The organism is Microbacterium sp. F51-2R, from assembly GCF_052180235.1.
Taxonomy (GTDB): domain Bacteria; phylum Actinomycetota; class Actinomycetes; order Actinomycetales; family Microbacteriaceae; genus Microbacterium.
On record NZ_CP197470.1, the window covers coordinates 1,678,691 to 1,696,574 of the forward strand.

14 protein-coding genes are annotated in these 17,884 nt (G+C 71.4%); 10 read left to right on the top strand and 4 right to left on the bottom strand.

The genetic code is table 11. The features are described from left to right. Positions 1-88 precede the first annotated feature (88 nt). Complete coding sequence (locus ACSBPH_RS07560; protein ID WP_442576974.1) at positions 89-3,013, top strand: immunoglobulin-like domain-containing protein; 2,925 nt, start codon at positions 89-91, stop codon at positions 3,011-3,013. A gap of 154 nt (positions 3,014-3,167) precedes the next feature. Further along, a complete protein-coding gene (locus ACSBPH_RS07565; RefSeq protein WP_442576975.1) occupies positions 3,168-4,088 on the top strand; it encodes an oxygenase MpaB family protein in 921 nt (306 codons plus the stop codon). Between the two features lie 134 nt (positions 4,089-4,222). Here ACSBPH_RS07565 and ACSBPH_RS07570 read toward each other — a convergent pair whose 3' ends face one another. Beyond that, positions 4,223-6,244 (bottom strand): OmpL47-type beta-barrel domain-containing protein, encoded by a 2,022-nt coding sequence (locus ACSBPH_RS07570; protein ID WP_442576976.1) that lies wholly within the window; start codon positions 6,242-6,244, stop codon positions 4,223-4,225. Positions 6,245-6,271: 27 nt separating this feature from the next. After that, entirely contained in the window at positions 6,272-8,578 is a 2,307-nt protein-coding gene (locus ACSBPH_RS07575; RefSeq protein WP_442576977.1) for a glycoside hydrolase family 127 protein, read from the bottom strand. A gap of 397 nt (positions 8,579-8,975) precedes the next feature. Here ACSBPH_RS07575 and tatA point away from each other — a divergent pair, with 397 nt between their 5' ends. The 3 genes from tatA to ACSBPH_RS07590 are packed head-to-tail and all read left to right on the top strand — an operon-like array spanning position 8,976 to position 10,684. Beyond that, entirely contained in the window at positions 8,976-9,212 is a 237-nt protein-coding gene (gene tatA / locus ACSBPH_RS07580) for a twin-arginine translocase TatA/TatE family subunit (RefSeq protein ID WP_442576978.1), read from the top strand. 13 nt (positions 9,213-9,225) lie between these two features. Then, positions 9,226-10,071 (top strand): NAD-dependent epimerase/dehydratase family protein, encoded by an 846-nt coding sequence (locus ACSBPH_RS07585; protein ID WP_442576979.1) that lies wholly within the window; start codon positions 9,226-9,228, stop codon positions 10,069-10,071. Between the two features lie 4 nt (positions 10,072-10,075). After that, positions 10,076-10,684 carry a J-domain-containing protein gene (locus ACSBPH_RS07590; RefSeq protein ID WP_442576980.1) on the top strand — a complete coding sequence of 203 codons (609 nt, stop codon included), beginning with the start codon at positions 10,076-10,078 and terminating at the stop codon, positions 10,682-10,684. Between the two features lie 13 nt (positions 10,685-10,697). Here ACSBPH_RS07590 and ACSBPH_RS07595 read toward each other — a convergent pair whose 3' ends face one another. Next, on the bottom strand, positions 10,698-11,204 hold the full coding sequence (locus tag ACSBPH_RS07595; RefSeq protein ID WP_442576981.1) for a gluconokinase: 507 nt from the start codon (positions 11,202-11,204) through the stop codon (positions 10,698-10,700). Between the two features lie 98 nt (positions 11,205-11,302). Between ACSBPH_RS07595 and ACSBPH_RS07600 the strand changes: the two genes are divergently transcribed. The 4 genes from ACSBPH_RS07600 to ACSBPH_RS07615 all read left to right on the top strand — a co-directional run bounded on the left by ACSBPH_RS07600 (position 11,303) and on the right by ACSBPH_RS07615 (position 15,834). After that, positions 11,303-11,839: a hypothetical protein gene (locus tag ACSBPH_RS07600; RefSeq protein ID WP_442576982.1), complete on the top strand. Its 537-nt coding sequence runs from the start codon at positions 11,303-11,305 to the stop codon at positions 11,837-11,839. Positions 11,840-11,903: 64 nt separating this feature from the next. Next, positions 11,904-12,326 (top strand): hypothetical protein, encoded by a 423-nt coding sequence (locus ACSBPH_RS07605; RefSeq protein ID WP_442576983.1) that lies wholly within the window; start codon positions 11,904-11,906, stop codon positions 12,324-12,326. Positions 12,327-12,445: 119 nt separating this feature from the next. Beyond that, a complete protein-coding gene (locus tag ACSBPH_RS07610) occupies positions 12,446-14,959 on the top strand; it encodes a circularly permuted type 2 ATP-grasp protein (protein ID WP_442576984.1) in 2,514 nt (837 codons plus the stop codon). Then, positions 14,956-15,834: a transglutaminase family protein gene (locus ACSBPH_RS07615; RefSeq protein WP_442576985.1), complete on the top strand. Its 879-nt coding sequence runs from the start codon at positions 14,956-14,958 to the stop codon at positions 15,832-15,834. The genes ACSBPH_RS07610 and ACSBPH_RS07615 overlap by 4 nt, the downstream gene beginning before the upstream one ends. 215 nt (positions 15,835-16,049) lie before the next feature. Here ACSBPH_RS07615 and ACSBPH_RS07620 read toward each other — a convergent pair whose 3' ends face one another. Further along, complete coding sequence (locus tag ACSBPH_RS07620) at positions 16,050-16,688, bottom strand: TetR family transcriptional regulator C-terminal domain-containing protein (RefSeq protein ID WP_442576986.1); 639 nt, start codon at positions 16,686-16,688, stop codon at positions 16,050-16,052. A gap of 69 nt (positions 16,689-16,757) precedes the next feature. Here ACSBPH_RS07620 and ACSBPH_RS07625 point away from each other — a divergent pair, with 69 nt between their 5' ends. Further along, positions 16,758-17,792, top strand: coding sequence for an agmatine deiminase family protein (locus ACSBPH_RS07625; protein WP_442576987.1), 1,035 nt, complete (start codon positions 16,758-16,760; stop codon positions 17,790-17,792). Positions 17,793-17,884 lie beyond the last annotated feature (92 nt).

The following is a 17,884-nucleotide window of genomic DNA, read 5'->3' on the forward strand; positions in this document are numbered from 1 at the left end:
CGACGAAGCACAGCACCGATCCGACGGCGACGTCGGGCCGCGGTGGGCGCTGCGGCGTCCGCATCCGACGAGAGCGAGGCACGAGCGCATGCGAGCGCGCACCAGATCCCGTTTCCTGGCGAGAGGCACCGCGGTCGCGACCGCCTGCGCCCTCGCCCTGGCCGGCGCCGTCGTCCCCGCGACGATGGCGAACGCGGCCATCGACGCCACTCCCCTCATCCACTACACGTTCGACTCCGACACCGGCACGACCATCGCCGACGTCAGCGGCAACGGCCAGAACGCGACGCTCCGCCAGGCCGGCGCGACCATCGCGAACGGCGTGCTGAGCCTGCCCGGCGGCGCGCGCGGCACCTCGGCCTACGTCGAGGTGCCCACGACCTCGCTCGTCGGCAAGAAAGACCTCACGATCTCCACGTGGATGTCGAACAGGTCGGGCCCGGCCAACGTCGCCTCGGCCTTCATCGGCGCACCCGTGGCCTCCGGCGCCTCGTACTCGACGGGCTACTGGCTGCTCAACCCCACCAACCCGTCCGGCTACGTCAAGTCGGTCGTGACGAACGCGGTCAGCGGCAACCCCTGGGGCACCGAGGTCGGACCCGGCGCGACCAACGCCGCGACCACCGGCATCCGCACGCCCGCCGGCATGTCGCTCTACACGACCGTGATCGACGGCACGAACGGCCAGCTCCGCGTCTACGTCAACGGCGCGCAGATCGGCACGACCGCGATCGCCCGCGACGTCGCGTCGTTCGGCTCGTCGCTCGTGTCCTACATCGGCCGCTCGACGTACAACGACCCGAACTGGAACGGCACCGTCGACGACTACGCCGTGTACGGCCAGGCGCTCGACGCCGCGAAGGTGCAGCAGCTCTACACCGACGAGGCGCTCGACCGTGCCACGACCGGCATCACGGTGCCCACGACGGCGACGGCGAACTTCACCCTGCCGACGACCAACTACGGCGCCTCGATCTCGTGGGCCTCGAACAACCCCGCGATCGCGGTCACGGGGGGCGCGGCATCCGTCACCCGTCCCGCCGCCGGCTCAGCCGACGCGTCGGTGACGCTCACGGCGACCTTCACGGTCGGCTCGCAGACCCGCACCCAGACCTACGTCGTCACGGTGCCGGCCGATCTGTCGGATGACACCAAGGCGCAGCGCGACCTCGAGGCCATCGCGATCGCGAACCTCGACAACGTCCGCACCAACTTCTCGGTGCCGACGACCGGCGCGCTCGGCTCGACGATCACGTGGACCGTCACGGGCGGCTCGGAGTTCGCGAGCATCCGCGACGGCGTGACGACCTCGTCGAAGACCGTCGAGGTCAAGCGTCCCGCAGCGGGCACGGCGGCCGCCGATGTCGTCCTGACCGCGACGGTGCGAAACGGCTCGGCCGAGCGCACGGCACAGTTCCGCGCCAAGGTGCAGCCCATGCCCGGCGGCTCGGAGAAGACCGAGGCGTACGTCTGGGCGTTCTTCACGGGTGAGGGTGCCGGCGCCGAGCGCGTCAGCCTTGCCGCCTCGAAGGGCAACGACGCGCTGGCGTGGAACACGCTGAACGGCGGCCAGCCGCTGTTCACGTCGGACCTCGGCACCAAGGGCCTCCGCGACCCGTTCATCATCCGCGCGCCCGAGGGCGACCGCTTCTACATGCTCGCGACCGACCTCAAGGTCGACGGCCTGGCCGGCGGCTTCACGACGGCTCAGATCTCAGGCTCGCGCTACATCGAGGTGTGGGAGTCGGACGACCTCGTGCACTGGTCGGCCCAGCGTCACGTCAAGGTGTCGTCGGACTACGCCGGCAACACCTGGGCGCCCGAGGCGTACTGGGACGAGGAGCTCGACACGTTCGTGGTGTTCTGGGCCTCGAACCTGTACCCCACGACCAACGCCGCCGACCGCACCGGCGTCACGTACAACCGCATGATGTACGCGACGACGGATGACTTCGTCACCTTCTCGGAGCCGAAGATCTGGAGCGACGTGCGTCGCGGCAACGGCCTCGGCCTCATCGACTCGACGGTCGCGCGGGTGGGCGACGTGTTCTACCGCTTCACGAAGGACGAGGCGTCGATGACGATCCGCGAGGAGAAGTCGACGAACCTGCTCGCGACGATCACGGGCACCCTGCCCGGGACGACCGGGCCGGCCGACCAGTGGACGCTCATCAAGGAGCGCGTCGCGTCGGGCCTTCCCAACGGCGAGCCCGGCGGCACGTACTCCAGCGGTGAGGGTCCGAGCATCTTCCCCGCCAACGAGGGAGACGTGAACAACCTCGACTGGTTCCTCTTCATCGACCAGCCGAACTACCACGGCGGACCGAACTACTACATCCCGTTCGGCTCGAACGACCTCGAGAACGGCGACTCCTGGGTGCCGCTCGGCTCCAAGCTGCGCACGGGCCTGCCGCAGAACGCCGACGGCGGAAAGCCCCGCCACGGCACGGTCATCCCGGTGACCCGCGCCGAGTACCAGAAGGTGCTCGAGGCGTACGCCCCGGCCCTCGCGGTCACGTCGGTGGGCGCCCTGTCGGCCACGACGAAGGCGGGCGTGGCTCCGGTGCTCCCGGCCACGGCGCAGCTGACCAAGAAGGACGGCTCGCAGGAGACCGCTGCCGTCACGTGGGACGCCGTCGCACCGTCGAAGTACGCGACGGCCGGCACGTTCACGGTCAAGGGCGTGGCTCAGGATGCCTCGCGCCAGCCGGTCGAGGCGACCGTCACCGTCGAGCCGGCGATCGAGGTCACCGTGACCGCCGACACGCGCTGCGTCGCCGGCAAGGTCACCGTGACGGCGCGCATCGCGAACGACTCGGATGCCACCGTCACCATCGCGGTGACGACGCCGTACGGCGAGAAGTCGGCGTCACTCGCGACGGGCAAGGCGGTCTCGTACGCCTTCACGACGCGTCTGGTCTCGTCCCCGGCCGGTGAGGTCTCGGTGACCGCCACGGCCGACGGCGGCTCGACGACCGTCAAGGCGCCCTACGCCGCGAGGTCGTGCGGCTGACGCCAGGTCGACACTGAGGAGCCCCGCCGGAGCGATCCGGCGGGGCTCTTTCGTCGCGTGTGGACGGATGCCGCAGCCGGCGTCCGTCGAAGGCTCGACGTCAGCCCCGCCCCCCATCGCCCCCGGGGCACACGGGGCGTGCGAGGCTGGAGGAATGGCACGAGCCCCGTTGCGAGCGCGCCTGCTCACCGCGCTGTCCGGCGATCCCGACGGCACTCCCCCGTGGGTGCGCGCCCTCGCCGAGGGCGACGACCCCGGCTACTTCGCGGAGGACGGCCCCGCCTGGACCGTCCACGGCGGCACCGCGACCTTCGTCGCCGGCATCCGCGCGCTCCTCCTGCAGGCACTCCACCCCGGGCCCATGGCGGGGGTGCACGACTGGTCGCGGTACCGCGACGATCCGCTCGGCCGCCTGTCGGGCACGGTCCGCTGGATCATCTGCCTCACCTACGGCTCGCGCGCGCAGGCCGACGCCGAGACCGCCCGCGTCGGCCGCCTCCACACGCGCGTCCAGGGCGCCTACACCGACGGCGCCGGCGAGGAGCGGCCGTACTCCGCGGGAGACCCCGGTCTCTCGGACTGGGTGCACCTCGCCTTCACCGACGCGTTCCTCACGTGCCACGAGACGTGGGGGCGCGGCATCCCGGGCGGTCCCGACGCGTACGTCGCGGAATGGGCGACCGCGGGGCGCCTCATGCGGGTCGACGACCCGCCGCTCACCGAGGCCGAGCTGCGGCGGCGCCTGGATGCCTACCTCGAGTCAGGACAGCTCCGCCGAGACGAACGCGTCGACGATGTCGTGCGGTTCCTCCGCCGGTCGCCCTTCCGCGGCTCGCCGATGATGTCGCTCGCGTATCGGCTGCTGTTCGCGAGCGCCGTCGCGACGATCCCGCCGCGCTACCGGCGCCTGCTCGGGCTCCGCCGGGCGCCGCTTCCGGTCGTCACGCTCACGCGTCTCGTGCTCGCCGTGAGCCTTCGCGCCCTCTCGTCGGGCCCGCGTGCGCAGGATTTCGCGCGCACGCGCCTGCGTCGCCTGCAGATGACGGATGCCGAGGCCCGCGACCCTCGCAGCTAGCTGCACCGACGCCGACCAGAACCTGCACACGCTTCGCGCGCGCCATCCGCGGTCGAGACCCCACACGCGGAAGGCCCGCAGCCTCTCAGGGCTGCGGGCCTTCCGTCGTTCTCGCGGCTCAGGCGATCAGCGCATCACCGCGCGGCGCCGCACGAGGCCGCGGCCCACGCCGCGCTCCCGTCGTACGCCCGGTCGTCGCCCGTCGCGGTGACGGCGGCGGAGCCGCCTGCCACCGAGGCGAGGCGAGTCGTGAAGGCGCTCGTCGCGGTCGCGCCGGCCTTGACCGCGACCGACTTCTCGCCGTACGGCGTCTTGACGACGACGTCGGCCGCGAACGCCTCCTTGTTGGTGACCGAGACGATCAGCGACACCTTGCCGGCGACGCAGCGCGTCGTGGCGACGGGGGTGATGTCGAGCGTGGTCGCCGTGAGCTTGGGCAGCTCGACGGTGACGTGCGACTCGACGTTGCCCGCGGCATCCTGAGCCTGCACGTGCACGTAGCGGGGCTCCTCGGTGAGCAGCACCGAGAAGGGCTCCTCGTACGTGGCGTACATGTTGTTCGTCGCGCCGGTGGGCGACGCGTCGGGGCCGTCCGACCACACGGTGCGCGTGACGCCCGAGCCCGGCTCGGAGTCGGTCGGCGTGAGCGTCACCGTCGCCGACGTGCCGTCGACCACGACGTAGTCGATGACGGTCGTCGGTGCGATCGTGTCGATCTTGACGGTGGCGGATGCCTCACCCACGGCGGCGTCGTCGCTCGTCGCGCGGGCGCTCACCGTGACCTCGCCCTGCGCCGAGACGGCGAACGGCTCGGTGTAGGGCTTCCAGGTCTCGCCGTCGAGGCTGTACTCGATCGAGGCGACGGGGCTGGCCGTCTCCTCGGCCGTGATCGTCACGGTCGGGGCCGTCGTGTACCAGCCCGAACCCTGCGGCGCGGAGTCGAAGTCGATCGAGACGATCGGCTTCGTCTGGTCGAGGGGCTCGACGACGAACACCGTCGCGACGGCCCCGTCGGCGAAGCCCGTCACGGCACCCTCGACGTCGAAGATCGCGTCGGCCTCGGCATAGGCGGCGGCCGGGACGTCATCCCAGTCGACTGCGACCGAGCTGCTCGCCGTGCCGTCCGCGTAGGTGGCCCGGACGGTGTCGGGGAGCACCGGGGCGACTCCCGGAGTCGTGATCGACACCGAGTAGTCGACACTGTCGATCTCGTCAGACAGGGTGTTCCCGACGAAGACGGTCGCCTCGACGGTCTGGTCGGCGTAGGCGGCCGGCTGGCCGACGACGGTGAACTTCCCGGGCGCCGCATACGAGGATGCCGCGACCGTGCCCCACTGGACGTCGACGTAGCGCAGCGGGCCGTTCTCGCCGATGACCCACACCTTCGCGGGGAGGGTCGGCGCGGTGCCCGCCTGCGTGCGGACGGCGACATGCTCCGAATCGATGAACGCGTTCGGGTCTTCGGGCTCGGGCTCGACGACGGGGGCGTTGACGCCCCAGACCTGCCACTCGATGACGCTCGTGGCCTTGCGCTGGCTGTTGAACACCTGGCGGTCGAGCGTCAGTCGCACCGCCGTCGTCGTGACGGCGTCGAAGGTGGCCTCGACGGGCGGCAGCGACGCGACCGGCGCCGAGGTGTCGAGCACCGGCACGGGGTAGCTGAGGCCCGCGCCCGTGACAGGAGCCCAGTCGCCCGCCGTGTTGCGGTACTCGATCTTCCACGCCGACGGGATCATGACGCCGGAGTCGCCCCCGGGCGTCAGGTGGTTCTGCCACAGGTAGATCTTCGACGAGCTCACCGTGACGGGCCGCTCCCACGAGTACGTGGCGGTGTCCTGCGTCGGGTTGTTCGGCGCGCCCCACGTTCCCCACATGGCGGAGAGCGTGTTCGTCGGGCCGACGACGCCGTTGTTGAGCGCCGCCGCCGAGTTCCAGCCCGGCACGTAGCTCACCTCGACCGTGGGGGCGTTCTCGCCCGAGGCGAGGGCGACGTTGATCGGCTCGTCGGCGGCCGTCGCGGGGCTGACCGCCGCCGCGCCCGCACCGGCGAGGGCGAGCATGAGGGCGACGGCTGCCGCGATCCTCTTCACTCCGCTCGTCACTGCGCTGTTCACTCCGCTGCTCCCGACGGCTCTGCCGGATCGAAGGTCAGACATGGGATTCCTCTCGGTCTTCATCGACGGTCAGTTGATCGAGTCGATCGGCGCGCGGCCGGCCGCGAGCAGGATCTTCTGGCGGTTGCGGGAGGTGAGCAGGCCGTCGGCCACGTACGAGGCGGTCACCTCGCCCACCGCCTCGAGGAAGGCCGAACGGCTGGCGAAGGGAGCCTGCGCCCACACCTCGTCGAGCAGGGTCGTGCCCGACCGCTTCGCGTTGGCGACGGTCGAGTCCTGGCCGGCGAAGGTCACCGTGGGCTCATTGCGCTGGAAGTACATGTGGTACGCCACGTCCTTGCCGTTGTAAGCCGGCTCGTACGACAGCGAGCCGATCGTGAAGACGTTGGCCGCCGTCTTGGCGACGCCGCGGCGGACCGTGCCGTCCAGCGCCAGACGGTCGGCCAGCGACACCTTGAGGTAGCTCGTCGACGAGCTCGAGGCGAGCAGGACGACGGGGCCGTACATGAGCGCCTGGATGTCGGGACGGTCGTAGGATGCCTCGGCACGCAGCTCGAGCGGGATGTGAACGGTGATGGTGTCGCCCGCCGCCCACGTGCGCGAGATCGTCGCGTACTGGCCGGGGGTGACCTCGGCGTCGATCGCCGCGCCGTTGACCTTGATCTCGGCGCCCCGCGACCAGCCGGGGACCCGCAGGTGCACCGTCAGCGGACCGGAGGGAGCGGTCTTGACCGTGAGGGTCGACGTGTCGGCCTCGGGGTAGGACGAGCTCTGCTCGAGGACGAGTCCCGTCTCCTCCCACGTGAGGGTCGACGCGATGTACAGGTTGACGTAGAGCTCCTTCTGGTCGGCCGACCGGAAGTAGATGCCCTCCTGGTACTTCACGTGGCTCTCCAGGCCCGTGCCACCGCAGCACGTGCCGATGTTGCCGTTGCCGTACTCCTTGCGGGTGCCCGGGTTGACGGGGTACATGTACAGGTTCTCGGGGCCCGAGGTGGACTCGTTGTTGCGCCGGCCGCCCAGGATGTGGTTCAGCACCGTGCGCTCGAAGTAGTCCATGTACTTCGGGTCCTGCTCGTTGAAGAACAGGTAGCTGGCGACCTTGAGCATGTTGTAGGCCGCGCACGACTCGGCGTTGCGAGGACCGATGTCTCCCGCGACGGCGCCGGCCGGCCCCCACAGCTCACCCTCGCCCGTGCCGCCGTGCGCATAGGCGCGGCCGGGCACGACCATGTCGAAGAAGCCCTTCGTGGCCTGCAGGTAGTGGTCGTCGTTCAATTGCGCGGCGAGCTTGACGTAGCCCGGGAATTGCGGGATGTGCTGGTTGGCGTGCTTGCCGTTGAGCGTGTCGGTGCCGTTGGCGCACGCGTCGACGAGCGAGCGCAGCGTGAAGAGCTTCGACGCCTCGAGGAACTCGCTCTTGGCGGGGTCGGACGAGCGCCAGTAGAGCTCGACCAGCACCTCGTTCATGCCGCCGTACTCGCCCGCGATGTACGAGCCCCACATGCGGTCGAGCTGCGCCTGCGTGCACTTCGACAGCCGGCTGAACACCCAGTGCCCGATGCCTTCGGCCAGCTCGAGCGCCTTCTGGTTGCCCGCGAGGGCGTGCGCGTCGAGGAGGCCCGCGACGATCTTGTGGAGCGTGTAGTACGGCGCCCAGATCTCGCCGTACGGCGCGAACGCCTCGAGCGCCGAGAACTGCCACTCCCCGTAGGCCGAGAAGAAGCCGGGGTGGGAGTAGCGGGGCGCGCCGTCGTAGGTCTGGGCGGCGAGAGCGTCGCGGCACTCGACCATGCCGTCGACGATGGCGTTCACCTTGTCGAGGAGCGCCTGCTCACCGGTCGAGGCGTAGGCCATCGAGATGCCGCTGAGGAAGTGGCCGCCGTAGTGGCCGCGCAGGCACCCGCCCGCGCCGGCCGTGTTGCGCACACCGGTCGTGCCGCCGTACTCACGGGGCCCCCAGCGCTGCGCATCGGGGTTGGGGCCGTACTCCTCCCAGCCGCCGGGAGGGGTCGCACCCTTCGTGTCGAGGCCGGCGTTGCGCCGGTACACCGCGAGGATCTTGTCGACGTTGTAGGCGCGGTAGAGCACGAGGTGCTGGTTGAGCGCGCGCGTGAAGACGCTCTGGCCGAGCTTGACCGACGTCAGCGGGAACGGCCGGACGCTCCACGATTCGGGATAGACGAGCGTCTGGCTCGCGCGCACGAGCTGCGTCGGGACGGTGGGCCCCGCCGCGCGGAAGGCCGCACCGTCGCCCACGGCAGCCGCGGCACCTCGCGTGTCGAGGCCTCCGACGGCGGCGATCATCCCCGCGAGCACCAGCCCGCCGCCCAGCACATTGCGTCGGCTGAGCTCGGGACGGATCTCTCCGGTCATCATTGATCCTTTCGATGGTCGGTCGTGCGGCACCGCACGACGAAGCGCGCCGACACCCGCTCAGGGGTCGACGAGCATGCACCGGGGACTCGTCGGCGTGTCACGACCGACGATCACGGCGAACGGCGACTGAGCCGCCCGGCAAGCGCGCCGCCGGCACCGATCGATACGGCCCGCGCGACGCTCCATGACGTGTACTCCCTCGTGCACATGGATCCGGGAGGCTCCTCCGCTCCCCGGACACTCGTCACGTTAGCGGTATCATTTCGGGGTTCGCAACCCTTTTCGATACTTTCGGCGCCGTCCTTGACGGAACGGCGGAAGCGGGAGAGACTGGCCGGAACCCGTGTCTGTTACTGCTAACAGATCACCCGCCGCCGAAGGAGACGAAGCCCGCATGTTCGCGAACCTCAACGGATGGCACCTCCTGATCGTGCTGGCCGTCATCCTGCTCCTCTTCGGCGCGGCCAAGCTCCCCGCGCTGGCCCGGAGCGTCGGTCAGTCCGCCCGCATCCTCAGGGGCGAGATGAAGACGGATGCCGCGGCCCCCGCCCCGGCTCCGTCGGCCGTCGCCGCGCCCGTCCCCGTCCTCGCCGAAGCCGCTCCCGCCGCCCCCGCACCCCGCCGCACGTGAAAGGCTTGATGCCATGCGCATCGCCCTCACCGGATCATCAGGCAAGCTCGGCACCGTCGTCGCCCGCGAGCTCCGCGAAGCAGGGCACGACGTCGTCGGCATGGACGTCGTCGGCACCCGCGGCCCTGGCTTCCTCCAGGTCGACCTGACCGATTACGGCCAGGTCATCGACGCACTCTCCGGAGTGCACGGCGAGTCCGGGCCGTTCGACGCCGTCGTACACCTCGCGGCGATCCCGGCCCCCGGCATCCGCAGCGACATCGCGACGTTCCGCAACAACATCACCACCACGTTCGACGTGTTCTGGGCAGCGGTCAGCCTCGGCATCCGTCGCATCGTCTACGCCTCGAGCGAGACGGTGCTGGGGCTGCCCTTCGACGCCCCGCCGCCCTACATCCCGGTCGACGAGGAGTATGCGGCGCGCCCCGAATCGGTGTACTCGCTGGTCAAGCACCTCGAGGAGCAGCTGGCGATCGAGCTCGTGCGCTGGCACCCCGACCTCTCGATCACGGCGCTGCGGTTCTCGAACGTCATGAACCCCGAGGACTACGCGGAGTTCCCGTCGTTCGACGCCGACGCGACGCGGCGCAAGTGGAACCTGTGGGGCTACATCGACGGTCGCGACGGCGCGCAGGCGGTGCAGAAGGCTCTGGATGCCTCGATCCCCGGCTTCGACCGCTTCATCATCGCGGCGGCCGACACCGTCATGAGCCGCCCGAACGCGGAGCTCGTCGCCGAGGTCTTCCCCGACGTGCCGCTCACGCGCGACCTCGGCGAGCACGACACGCTGCTCTCGATCGACAAGGCCCGGCGCGTGCTCGGCTTCGACCCGCAGCACTCCTGGCGCGACCACGTGTGAGGTCGTGACGGAAGACCCCCGCGAAGCCGCCGAGCGCTACCGCCTGGAGAGGCGGCAGCGTGAGCAGGGCCTGGATCAGGATGCCGAGGCCCCGCCTTCGGCTGCCCCGCAGCGCGCGCCGACCGCCGCCGAGCGGGCGGCGATCGTGGAGACCACGATCCAGCAGGCGATCCGTCGCGGCGAATTCGACGATCTCCCCGGGGCCGGCAAGCCGCTCACGGGTCTCGGCGACCGGCACGACCCGGACTGGTGGATCCGCCGGAAGATCGAGCAGGAGCAGCTGCGCGGGCTCGGCCCGCCGGCGCTCATGCTCCGTGTGGAGAATGCCGAGCTCGAGGAACGCCTCGACGAGCTCGCCCGCGAGGTCGAGGTCCGCGAGCAGCTCGAGGACTTCAACCGGCGGGTGATCGAGGCGCGCCGGCAGCTCCTCGGCGGCCCGCCCGTCGTGACGCCCACCCGCGAGGTCGAGATCGAGGTCGCGGCGTGGCGCGAGCGGCGGGAGGCCCGTCGGCGCGCCGAGTCAGAGGCCCGGGCCGCGGCCGAGGCATCCCGAACCCGCCGCCCCGGGTGGTGGCGCCGCGGCGGGTCACGCCGCGCGCGCGGCCCCGCGTGACCGGGGCGCAGGCTCAGTCGTCGGTGGGCGGCTGAGCGAGCCAGCGCGAGAGGATCGCGTCGGCGATCTCGTCGGGCGAGCCCGAGATGTCGACGCGGAGGCCGTGCTCGTCCTCCTGCAGCGGCTCGAGCGTCGAGAGCTGCGAGTCCAGCAGGGTGAGCGGCATGAAATGCTGCGTGCGGCCGGCCATCCGCTCGGCGAGGAGGTCGCGCGACCCGTCGAGCTCGGCGAAGAACACATCGCTCGCGCGTTCCCGGATCGCGTCGCGGTAGACGCGGCGCAGGGCCGAGCACGCTACGACGATCCGCTCGTCCTGATGGCGCGCGATGACCTCGCCGACCTCGCGGAGCCACGGCATCCGGTCTTCGTCCGTCAGCGGCACGCCGGCGGCCATCTTCGCGACGTTCGACGCCGGGTGCAGATCGTCGGCGTCGACGAAGGCCGCCCCCGCGCGCTCGGCGACGCGCGCCGCGACCGTCGACTTGCCCGACCCTGAGACACCCATGACCACGAGCGACATCCGTCTCCTCTCGACCCGCTCCACGCTAGCTCAGAGCCTCGGATCGGAGGTCGCGAGTAGGCTCGCGGCATCCGTCGCCCGCTGAATCCGGAGGCACCGTGTCCGACGTCCCGCCCGCCGACGACCGTGCGCTCGACCCCGAGACCGAAGCGCGGCATGCGCGCGCCGACCATCTGAAAGAGCGGATCTACCTCTCGTTCGCCGCGCTCGCGGTGCTGCTCACGATCAAGTCGCACGGCGAACCGCTGCCGCTCGAAGCGTTCCTGACGCTGCTGGTCACAGTGCTCGGCACGCTCCTGGCCGTCTTCGTCGCCGACATCATCTCGTTCACGGTCGTGCACGAGAGGGCGATGAGACGTACCGAGCGTCAGCACGCCGTGTTCGCGAGCTTCGGCGCGCTGGGCGCGGTGAGCCTTCCCTTCGTGTTCCTCTTGCTCGCGGTCGTCGGAGTCATGCAGATCGCGACCGCGCTGAACGCATCGATCATCGCCCTCGTCGTGACGTTGGTGCTGATCGGCTGGGCGGCCGTGCGCAAGATCCCGCTGAAGTGGTGGCAGCGCCTCATCGCCCTGGCCGCCGAGGCGGCGCTCGCCCTCGGCGTCGTGGGACTTCAGCTGCTCGCCCACAGCGCGTGACCGCGCCCCTCTTCTCGTGGCCGAGCCGGTAGCCTTCCGGCATCGGAGCGGGATCGAGGACACCATGCGCACGAGGCCGTCGGGCGGGGTCGTCCTCGTGGGCGTGCTCGCGTGGATCTCGGGCGTGCTCCAGCTCTTCGCGGGCGTCTTCATGCTCGTCGCGGGCGAGCATCCCGCCACGGGCTGGGCGCACATCTTCGTCGGTCTCGTGACGTTCCCCGTCTGCCTCGGGATCTTCCGCGCCCGCAGGAGTGCGCGCGTCATCATGACACTCGTCTTCCTCTTCGAGATCGCCGCCGTCGCGCTCTCGGTGATCGACCTGCGATTCTTCGCGACGCCCGCGCTCACCTCCGCCGTGCTCGCGGTGTTCGGGCTCATCCTGCTGTACACGCCGTCGGCGAATGCGTCGTTCCGCACCGCGGCGGTCGAGCGCCACCGTCGCCGTCACGGTCGCACTCGCAGTCGCGGTCGCGCCGCGATGTCGTGACATGCGGCCGGGGCCTTTCCGGTTCCGGTAGCGTCGTGTACTCGGCATTGCGCGAAGGGCCCGGCGCGCGAGACCCGCCGATCGCTCCGGACCCCGAATCCGCGGAGGGCCCGCCACCAGTGACCGTGCTCCGCGACTATGCGACGACTGTCGCGCAGCCGACGCTTCCGCTCGGCGACGCGGGCGGCGCGCGCTACGACGAGGTCGTCGCGCCCGACGGGTCGCTCCGCCCCGCGTGGAAGGGCCTCGCCGAGGTCGCGCTGAGCCTCACCCCCGAGGAGCTCCGGCGGGTCGGGTCCGAAATCTCCCGCTTCCTCGCCGACCGCGGCGTGACCTACGTGCCGCGCGGCTCGGCGGCGCAGCCGTGGCAGCTCGACCCCGTGCCGCTCATCATGGAGTCCGCCGGCTGGAACCGCCTCGAAGTCGGCCTCGCGCAGCGCGCCGAGCTGCTCAACGCCCTCCTGGTCGACCTCTACGGCGAGCAGCGGGTGCTCCGCGAGCGCATCCTCCCGGCGGCTGTCGTCTTCGGCCACGCCGGCTACCTCCGCCCGCTCGCACGCCCCAGCGCCCACGACCCGCAGCCGCTCCTCCTCTCGGCGACCGACCTCGGTCGCGACGCCGAGGGAGAATGGCACGTCCTGGCCGACCGCGTGCAGGCGCCGTCGGGGCTCGGCTATGCGATGGAGAACCGCCGCGTGCTCGCACAGGTCATGCCCGACCTGTACCAGGAGAGCGATCTGCACCGCATGGAGCCCTACCTCGCGGCGCTGCGCGCGGCGCTCCTCGACGCTGCCCCCGAGGGCGTCACCGACCCGCGCGTCGTCGTCCTCTCCCCCGGCACCCACTCCGAGACCGCGTACGACCAGTCCTTCCTCGCGAGCACCCTCGGCTTCCCGCTGGTGCAGGCGAGCGACCTCACCGTCCGCGGCGGCTGGATCTGGATCAAGCCCCCCGGCTGGCCCAAGAACGGGCCGACCGAGCGCGTCGACGTCATCCTCCGCCGCGTCGATGCCGACTGGTGCGACCCCCTCGAGCTCCGCGGCAACTCGCGCCTCGGCGTCGCGGGCCTCACCGAGGCCGTCCGCCGCGGCCGCGTGCGGGTCGTCAACGGCCTCGGCGCGGGCGTGCTCGAGAATCCGGCCCTCATGCCGTACATGCCCGCGATCTGCGACGCCCTGCTCGGCGAGCAGCTGCGCCTTCCCGGGCTGCCGACGTGGTGGGGCGGCGACCCCGCGGGGCTCGACGTCGTACTCGACCGCCTCGGCGAGAGCGACCACGACTTCGTCGTGCGGAGCATCGACGAGGCGCGGAGCGTCCACGCGGGGCTCGCCACCGACGAGCTGCGGGCGCGCATCCTCGCCGAGCCCCACCGCTTCGTGGGACAGGAGCGCCTGCCGCTCTCCCAGGCGCCGGTCTGGGCGGCCGGACGGGCGGATGCCGAGCCCGTCGTGATGCGCGCCTTCACGGTGCGGTATCGCCAGGCCTTCCGGCCGCTCGCGGGAGGTCTCGCGACCGTCATGAGCCGGGCCGCGGCATCCCCCGTCACGAAAGACGTGTGGGTCGTCAAAGGCGCCACCGGCGATCCCGACCAGGGCATCGCCGACGTCGCGCCGCTCGACTACCGACCGAGCATCCCCGCGCTCGCGCCGCGCGCCCTCGAGGACATGTTCTGGGCGGGCCGCTACGCCGAGCGCGCCGAAGACCTGCTGCGCGTGCTCATCACCGCCGACGCGCACCTCGAAGAGCTGAGCGCTCCCGTCGAGTCCGAGCACGGCATCCCGTCGCGCGCCCTCCTCGGAGTGCTGCAGCGGCTCGCGGGGCGGCGCTCGGCCGACCCCGAGGTCGAATTCCGCTCGCTCCTGCTCGACGACACACGAGCGGGGTCGGCGGCGCACGCGCTCGACCGGCTGCGTGAGGCGCTCGAGGGGGTGCGCGACCAGCTGTCGTCCGACACGTGGCGGGTCTTCGCGCACACCGACCGGGCGAAGAAGGCGCTTCGCACCTCGGAGCGCTCGCACCGCATCACCGAGACGGCGGGCCGCCTGCTGACGGCGGTCCTGTCGCTGCAGGGCGTGACGGCCTCGATGATCCGCGACCCCGGCTGGCACATGATCGAGGCCGGCCGGTACCTCGAGCGCGGACTGCAGCTGTGCACGCTGCTCGGCGCGACGACGACCGACCGGCACGGCACGCAGACCGACCGCGATGTGCTCGAGGCGGTGCTGACGGCAGCCGAGAGCTCCGTCACGTTCCGCCGTCGCCACCGCGGCAACGTCCGCACGAGCGGCGTGCTGGAGCTCCTCCTCGCCGACCGCGACAACCCCCGCTCGCTCGCGTTCGCGTTCCGCGAGCTGCGCGCGCACCTCGCGGCGATGCCCGCCTCGACGGGGTCGACCCGGCCCGAGCGACTGCTCGAGCACCTCGAGACGGCTCTCGAGAACCTCGACCTCACGGCCCTCGCGACGCCGACCGGTCCGCGTCGCCCGCGGATGCAGCGCTACTTCGACACGACCCGCACGCAGCTCATGCAGCTGGCCGACTCGATCGGCGACGTGCACTTCGCCGGCGGACCGGAGCCGCAGTCGCTCACGTCGCTGTCGCTCGTCGAGCTGCAGGGGGTCTCGCAGGCATGAAGTACGTCGTCTCGCATCGCACCGCCTACGCCTACAGCGCCCCCGTGCGCGACAGCCGCGGCATCTATCACCTCCTCCCCCGGCCGCTGCCGTGGCAGGAGGTCGCGAACGCCGCCGTCACAGTCGACCCCCTCCCGATCGACCTGCACGCCGACACCGACGGCTATGGCAACGCCGTCACGTACTTCCAGGTGACCCAGCCGCATCGCGAGCTCGTCATCGAGGCGAAGAGCGAAGTGTCGGTCGTTCAGCCGCGCTACGACGAAGACGCCCTCGCGGTGCCGTGGGAGCGTGCGCGTCCGCTCGTCAACAGGGACGATCCGGATGCCTGGGCCGCCGCCCAGTTCGCGCTCGCCTCGCCGCGCGCGATCCACGCCGACGGGGTCGCGGCGTATGCCGCGGCATCCCTCACCCGTGGGCGTCCCATCGGCGAGGCGGCGACCGACCTCATGACGCGGATCCACGCCGACTTCGACTACGACAGCACCGCGACGACCGTCACGTCGACCGTCGCCGAGGTGCTGCGAAATCGAGCCGGCGTCTGCCAGGACTTCGCGCACCTCGCGCTCGCGTGCCTGCGCAGCCACGGCGTGGCGGCGCGCTACGTCAGCGGCTACCTCGCGACGCAGCCGCCGCCCGGCAAGGAGCGCGTCGTCGGGGCGGATGCCTCGCACGCGTGGCTCGCGGTGTGGATGCCGGGCTCGTCGGACTGGCTCGCGATCGACCCGACGAACGACCAGTGGGCGAACGAGCGCTACGTGACCGTCGCGTGGGGCCGCGACTACGGCGATGTCTCGCCGGTGCGGGGCGTCATCTTCACGAAGTCGAAGAAGTCGACCCTGCGGGTCAACGTCGACGTCGCCCCCGTGGGCTGACCCCTCCCGTCGCTGCCTCGCGCCCTTCGAGGGGTGTCGCCCGTCGCTGCCTCTCGAGCGGGGTCGTCCGTCGCCGAGTGCACACGTTCTCGCCGAGACCACACGTCTTCGACGCAAACAGCGTGTGTTCTCGGCGGGATCATGTGTTCTCGCCGAGGCATCTCGACGTGGGACGCGACGGTTCGCACCCCGTCGACCACCCCCGGTCGCGCCTGTCAGCCGGTCGGGGCGCGGTCGAGGGCGAACCGGTCGAGGCCGAGCATCCCCTCCACGGCGCGGTGAAGCACCGAGCCGCGCGAGCGCTCGTCGTTCCAGCGCACGAGGGCATGCGCGTTGAGCCCGTCGATCATGCCGAGCAGCTGCCAGGAGACGTCGGTCGCGGCATCCGTCGTCTGGAACTCCCCCGAGCGCACGCCCTCGTCGACGACGCCCTTGATGACGGCCTGCCAGGCGTCCATCTCGGCGCGGACGGCGGCGGCGAGCGTCTCGTTGCGCCGGCCCATGGCCCACGCCTCGACCCACACGACGGTGACGTCGTCGCGGGCGGCGTCGAGGAGGGCATCCAGGAGCGCGGCGAGCGCGGCGGTCGGGGCGGACTCGGCGGCGATCACGGCGCGCATCTCGTCGAGCTCGGCCGACACGACGGCGCGGAAGGATGCCGCGACGAGGGCGTCCATGTTCGGCTCGTAGTGCGCGACGAGGGCCGGCGCGACCTCGATGCGGGCGGCGACGGCGCGGAGCGTCACGGCCGACAGGCCCTCGGCCAGCGCGAGGTCGCGGGCTGCCTCGGCGATCTCGGCGGCGCGCTCGGCCGACGACTTGCGCGCGGCCCTCTGGCGCGGACTGCTTGACATGCCGACCTCCTCGTGGCTATCTTCACACTTATTGATCGCTTGATCAACTACGGAGACGGAGGTGCCGGCATGGGCTGGCGCATGCCCGCCGAGACGACTCGGCACGACCGCACCTGGATGGCCTTCCCGCGCGAGGGACTCACCCTCGGTGACACCGACGCGGCGCGCGAGGAGGGCTACGACGCCTGGACCGCCGTCGCCCGTGCCGTCGCGGAGTTCGAGCCGGTCACGATGGTCGCCGACCCGTCCGAGATCGAGCGCGCGCGGCGCATGCTCGGGTCGGGCATCGAGATCGTCGAGGCACCGCTCGACGAATTCTGGATGCGCGATGTCGGGCCGACCTTCGTCGTCGACGACGACCGGCCGGGCGTGCTCGGCGCGGTCGACTGGACCTTCAACGGGTGGGGCGCCCCCGACTGGGCGGAGTGGCGGCTGTCGGCCGAGCTCGGCCGCATCGTCGGCGCCGCCGCCGGTGCCGAGATCGTCAGCTCGCTCCTCGTGAACGAGGGCGGCGGCATCCACGTCGACGGCGAGGGCACGGTGCTCCTCACCGAGACCGTGCAGCTCGACCCCCGCCGCAACCCCTTCGCCGACCGCGCGCGCGTCGAGGCCGAGCTCGCCCGCACGATCGGCGCGACGACCTTCGTGTGGCTCCCGCGCGGCCTCACCCGCGACTACGACGACTTCGGCACGAACGGCCACGTCGACATCGTCGCGACGATCGCCTCGCCCGGACGCCTCCTGCTCCACCGCCAGGACGACCCCTCTCACCCCGACCACGCAGTGACACGCGAGCTCCGCGAGGTTCTCGAGCAGCAGACGGATGCCGCGGCCCGCCCCCTCGAGATCATCGACCTCCCCGCGCCCGAGACCGTGAAGGATCACGAGGGCTTCGTCGACTGGAGCTACGTCAACCACCTCGTCGTCAACGACGGCGTCATCGCGTGCGGCTTCGGCGAAGCCAAGGCCGATGCCGCGGCCCGCGGGATCCTCGCCGAGGCGTACCCCGGTCGGCGCGTCGTGACGGTCGACGCGCGTCCGATCTTCGACCGCGGCGGCGGCATCCACTGCATCACCCAGCAGCAGCCGGAGGTGGCCAAGTGATCGACATCCTCGACGCTTCCCCCCGGTCCGCGAGTGGGCAGAAACGTGCGCAACACGCCGTTGAGGGCGCGCATTTCCGCCCTCTCGCGGCA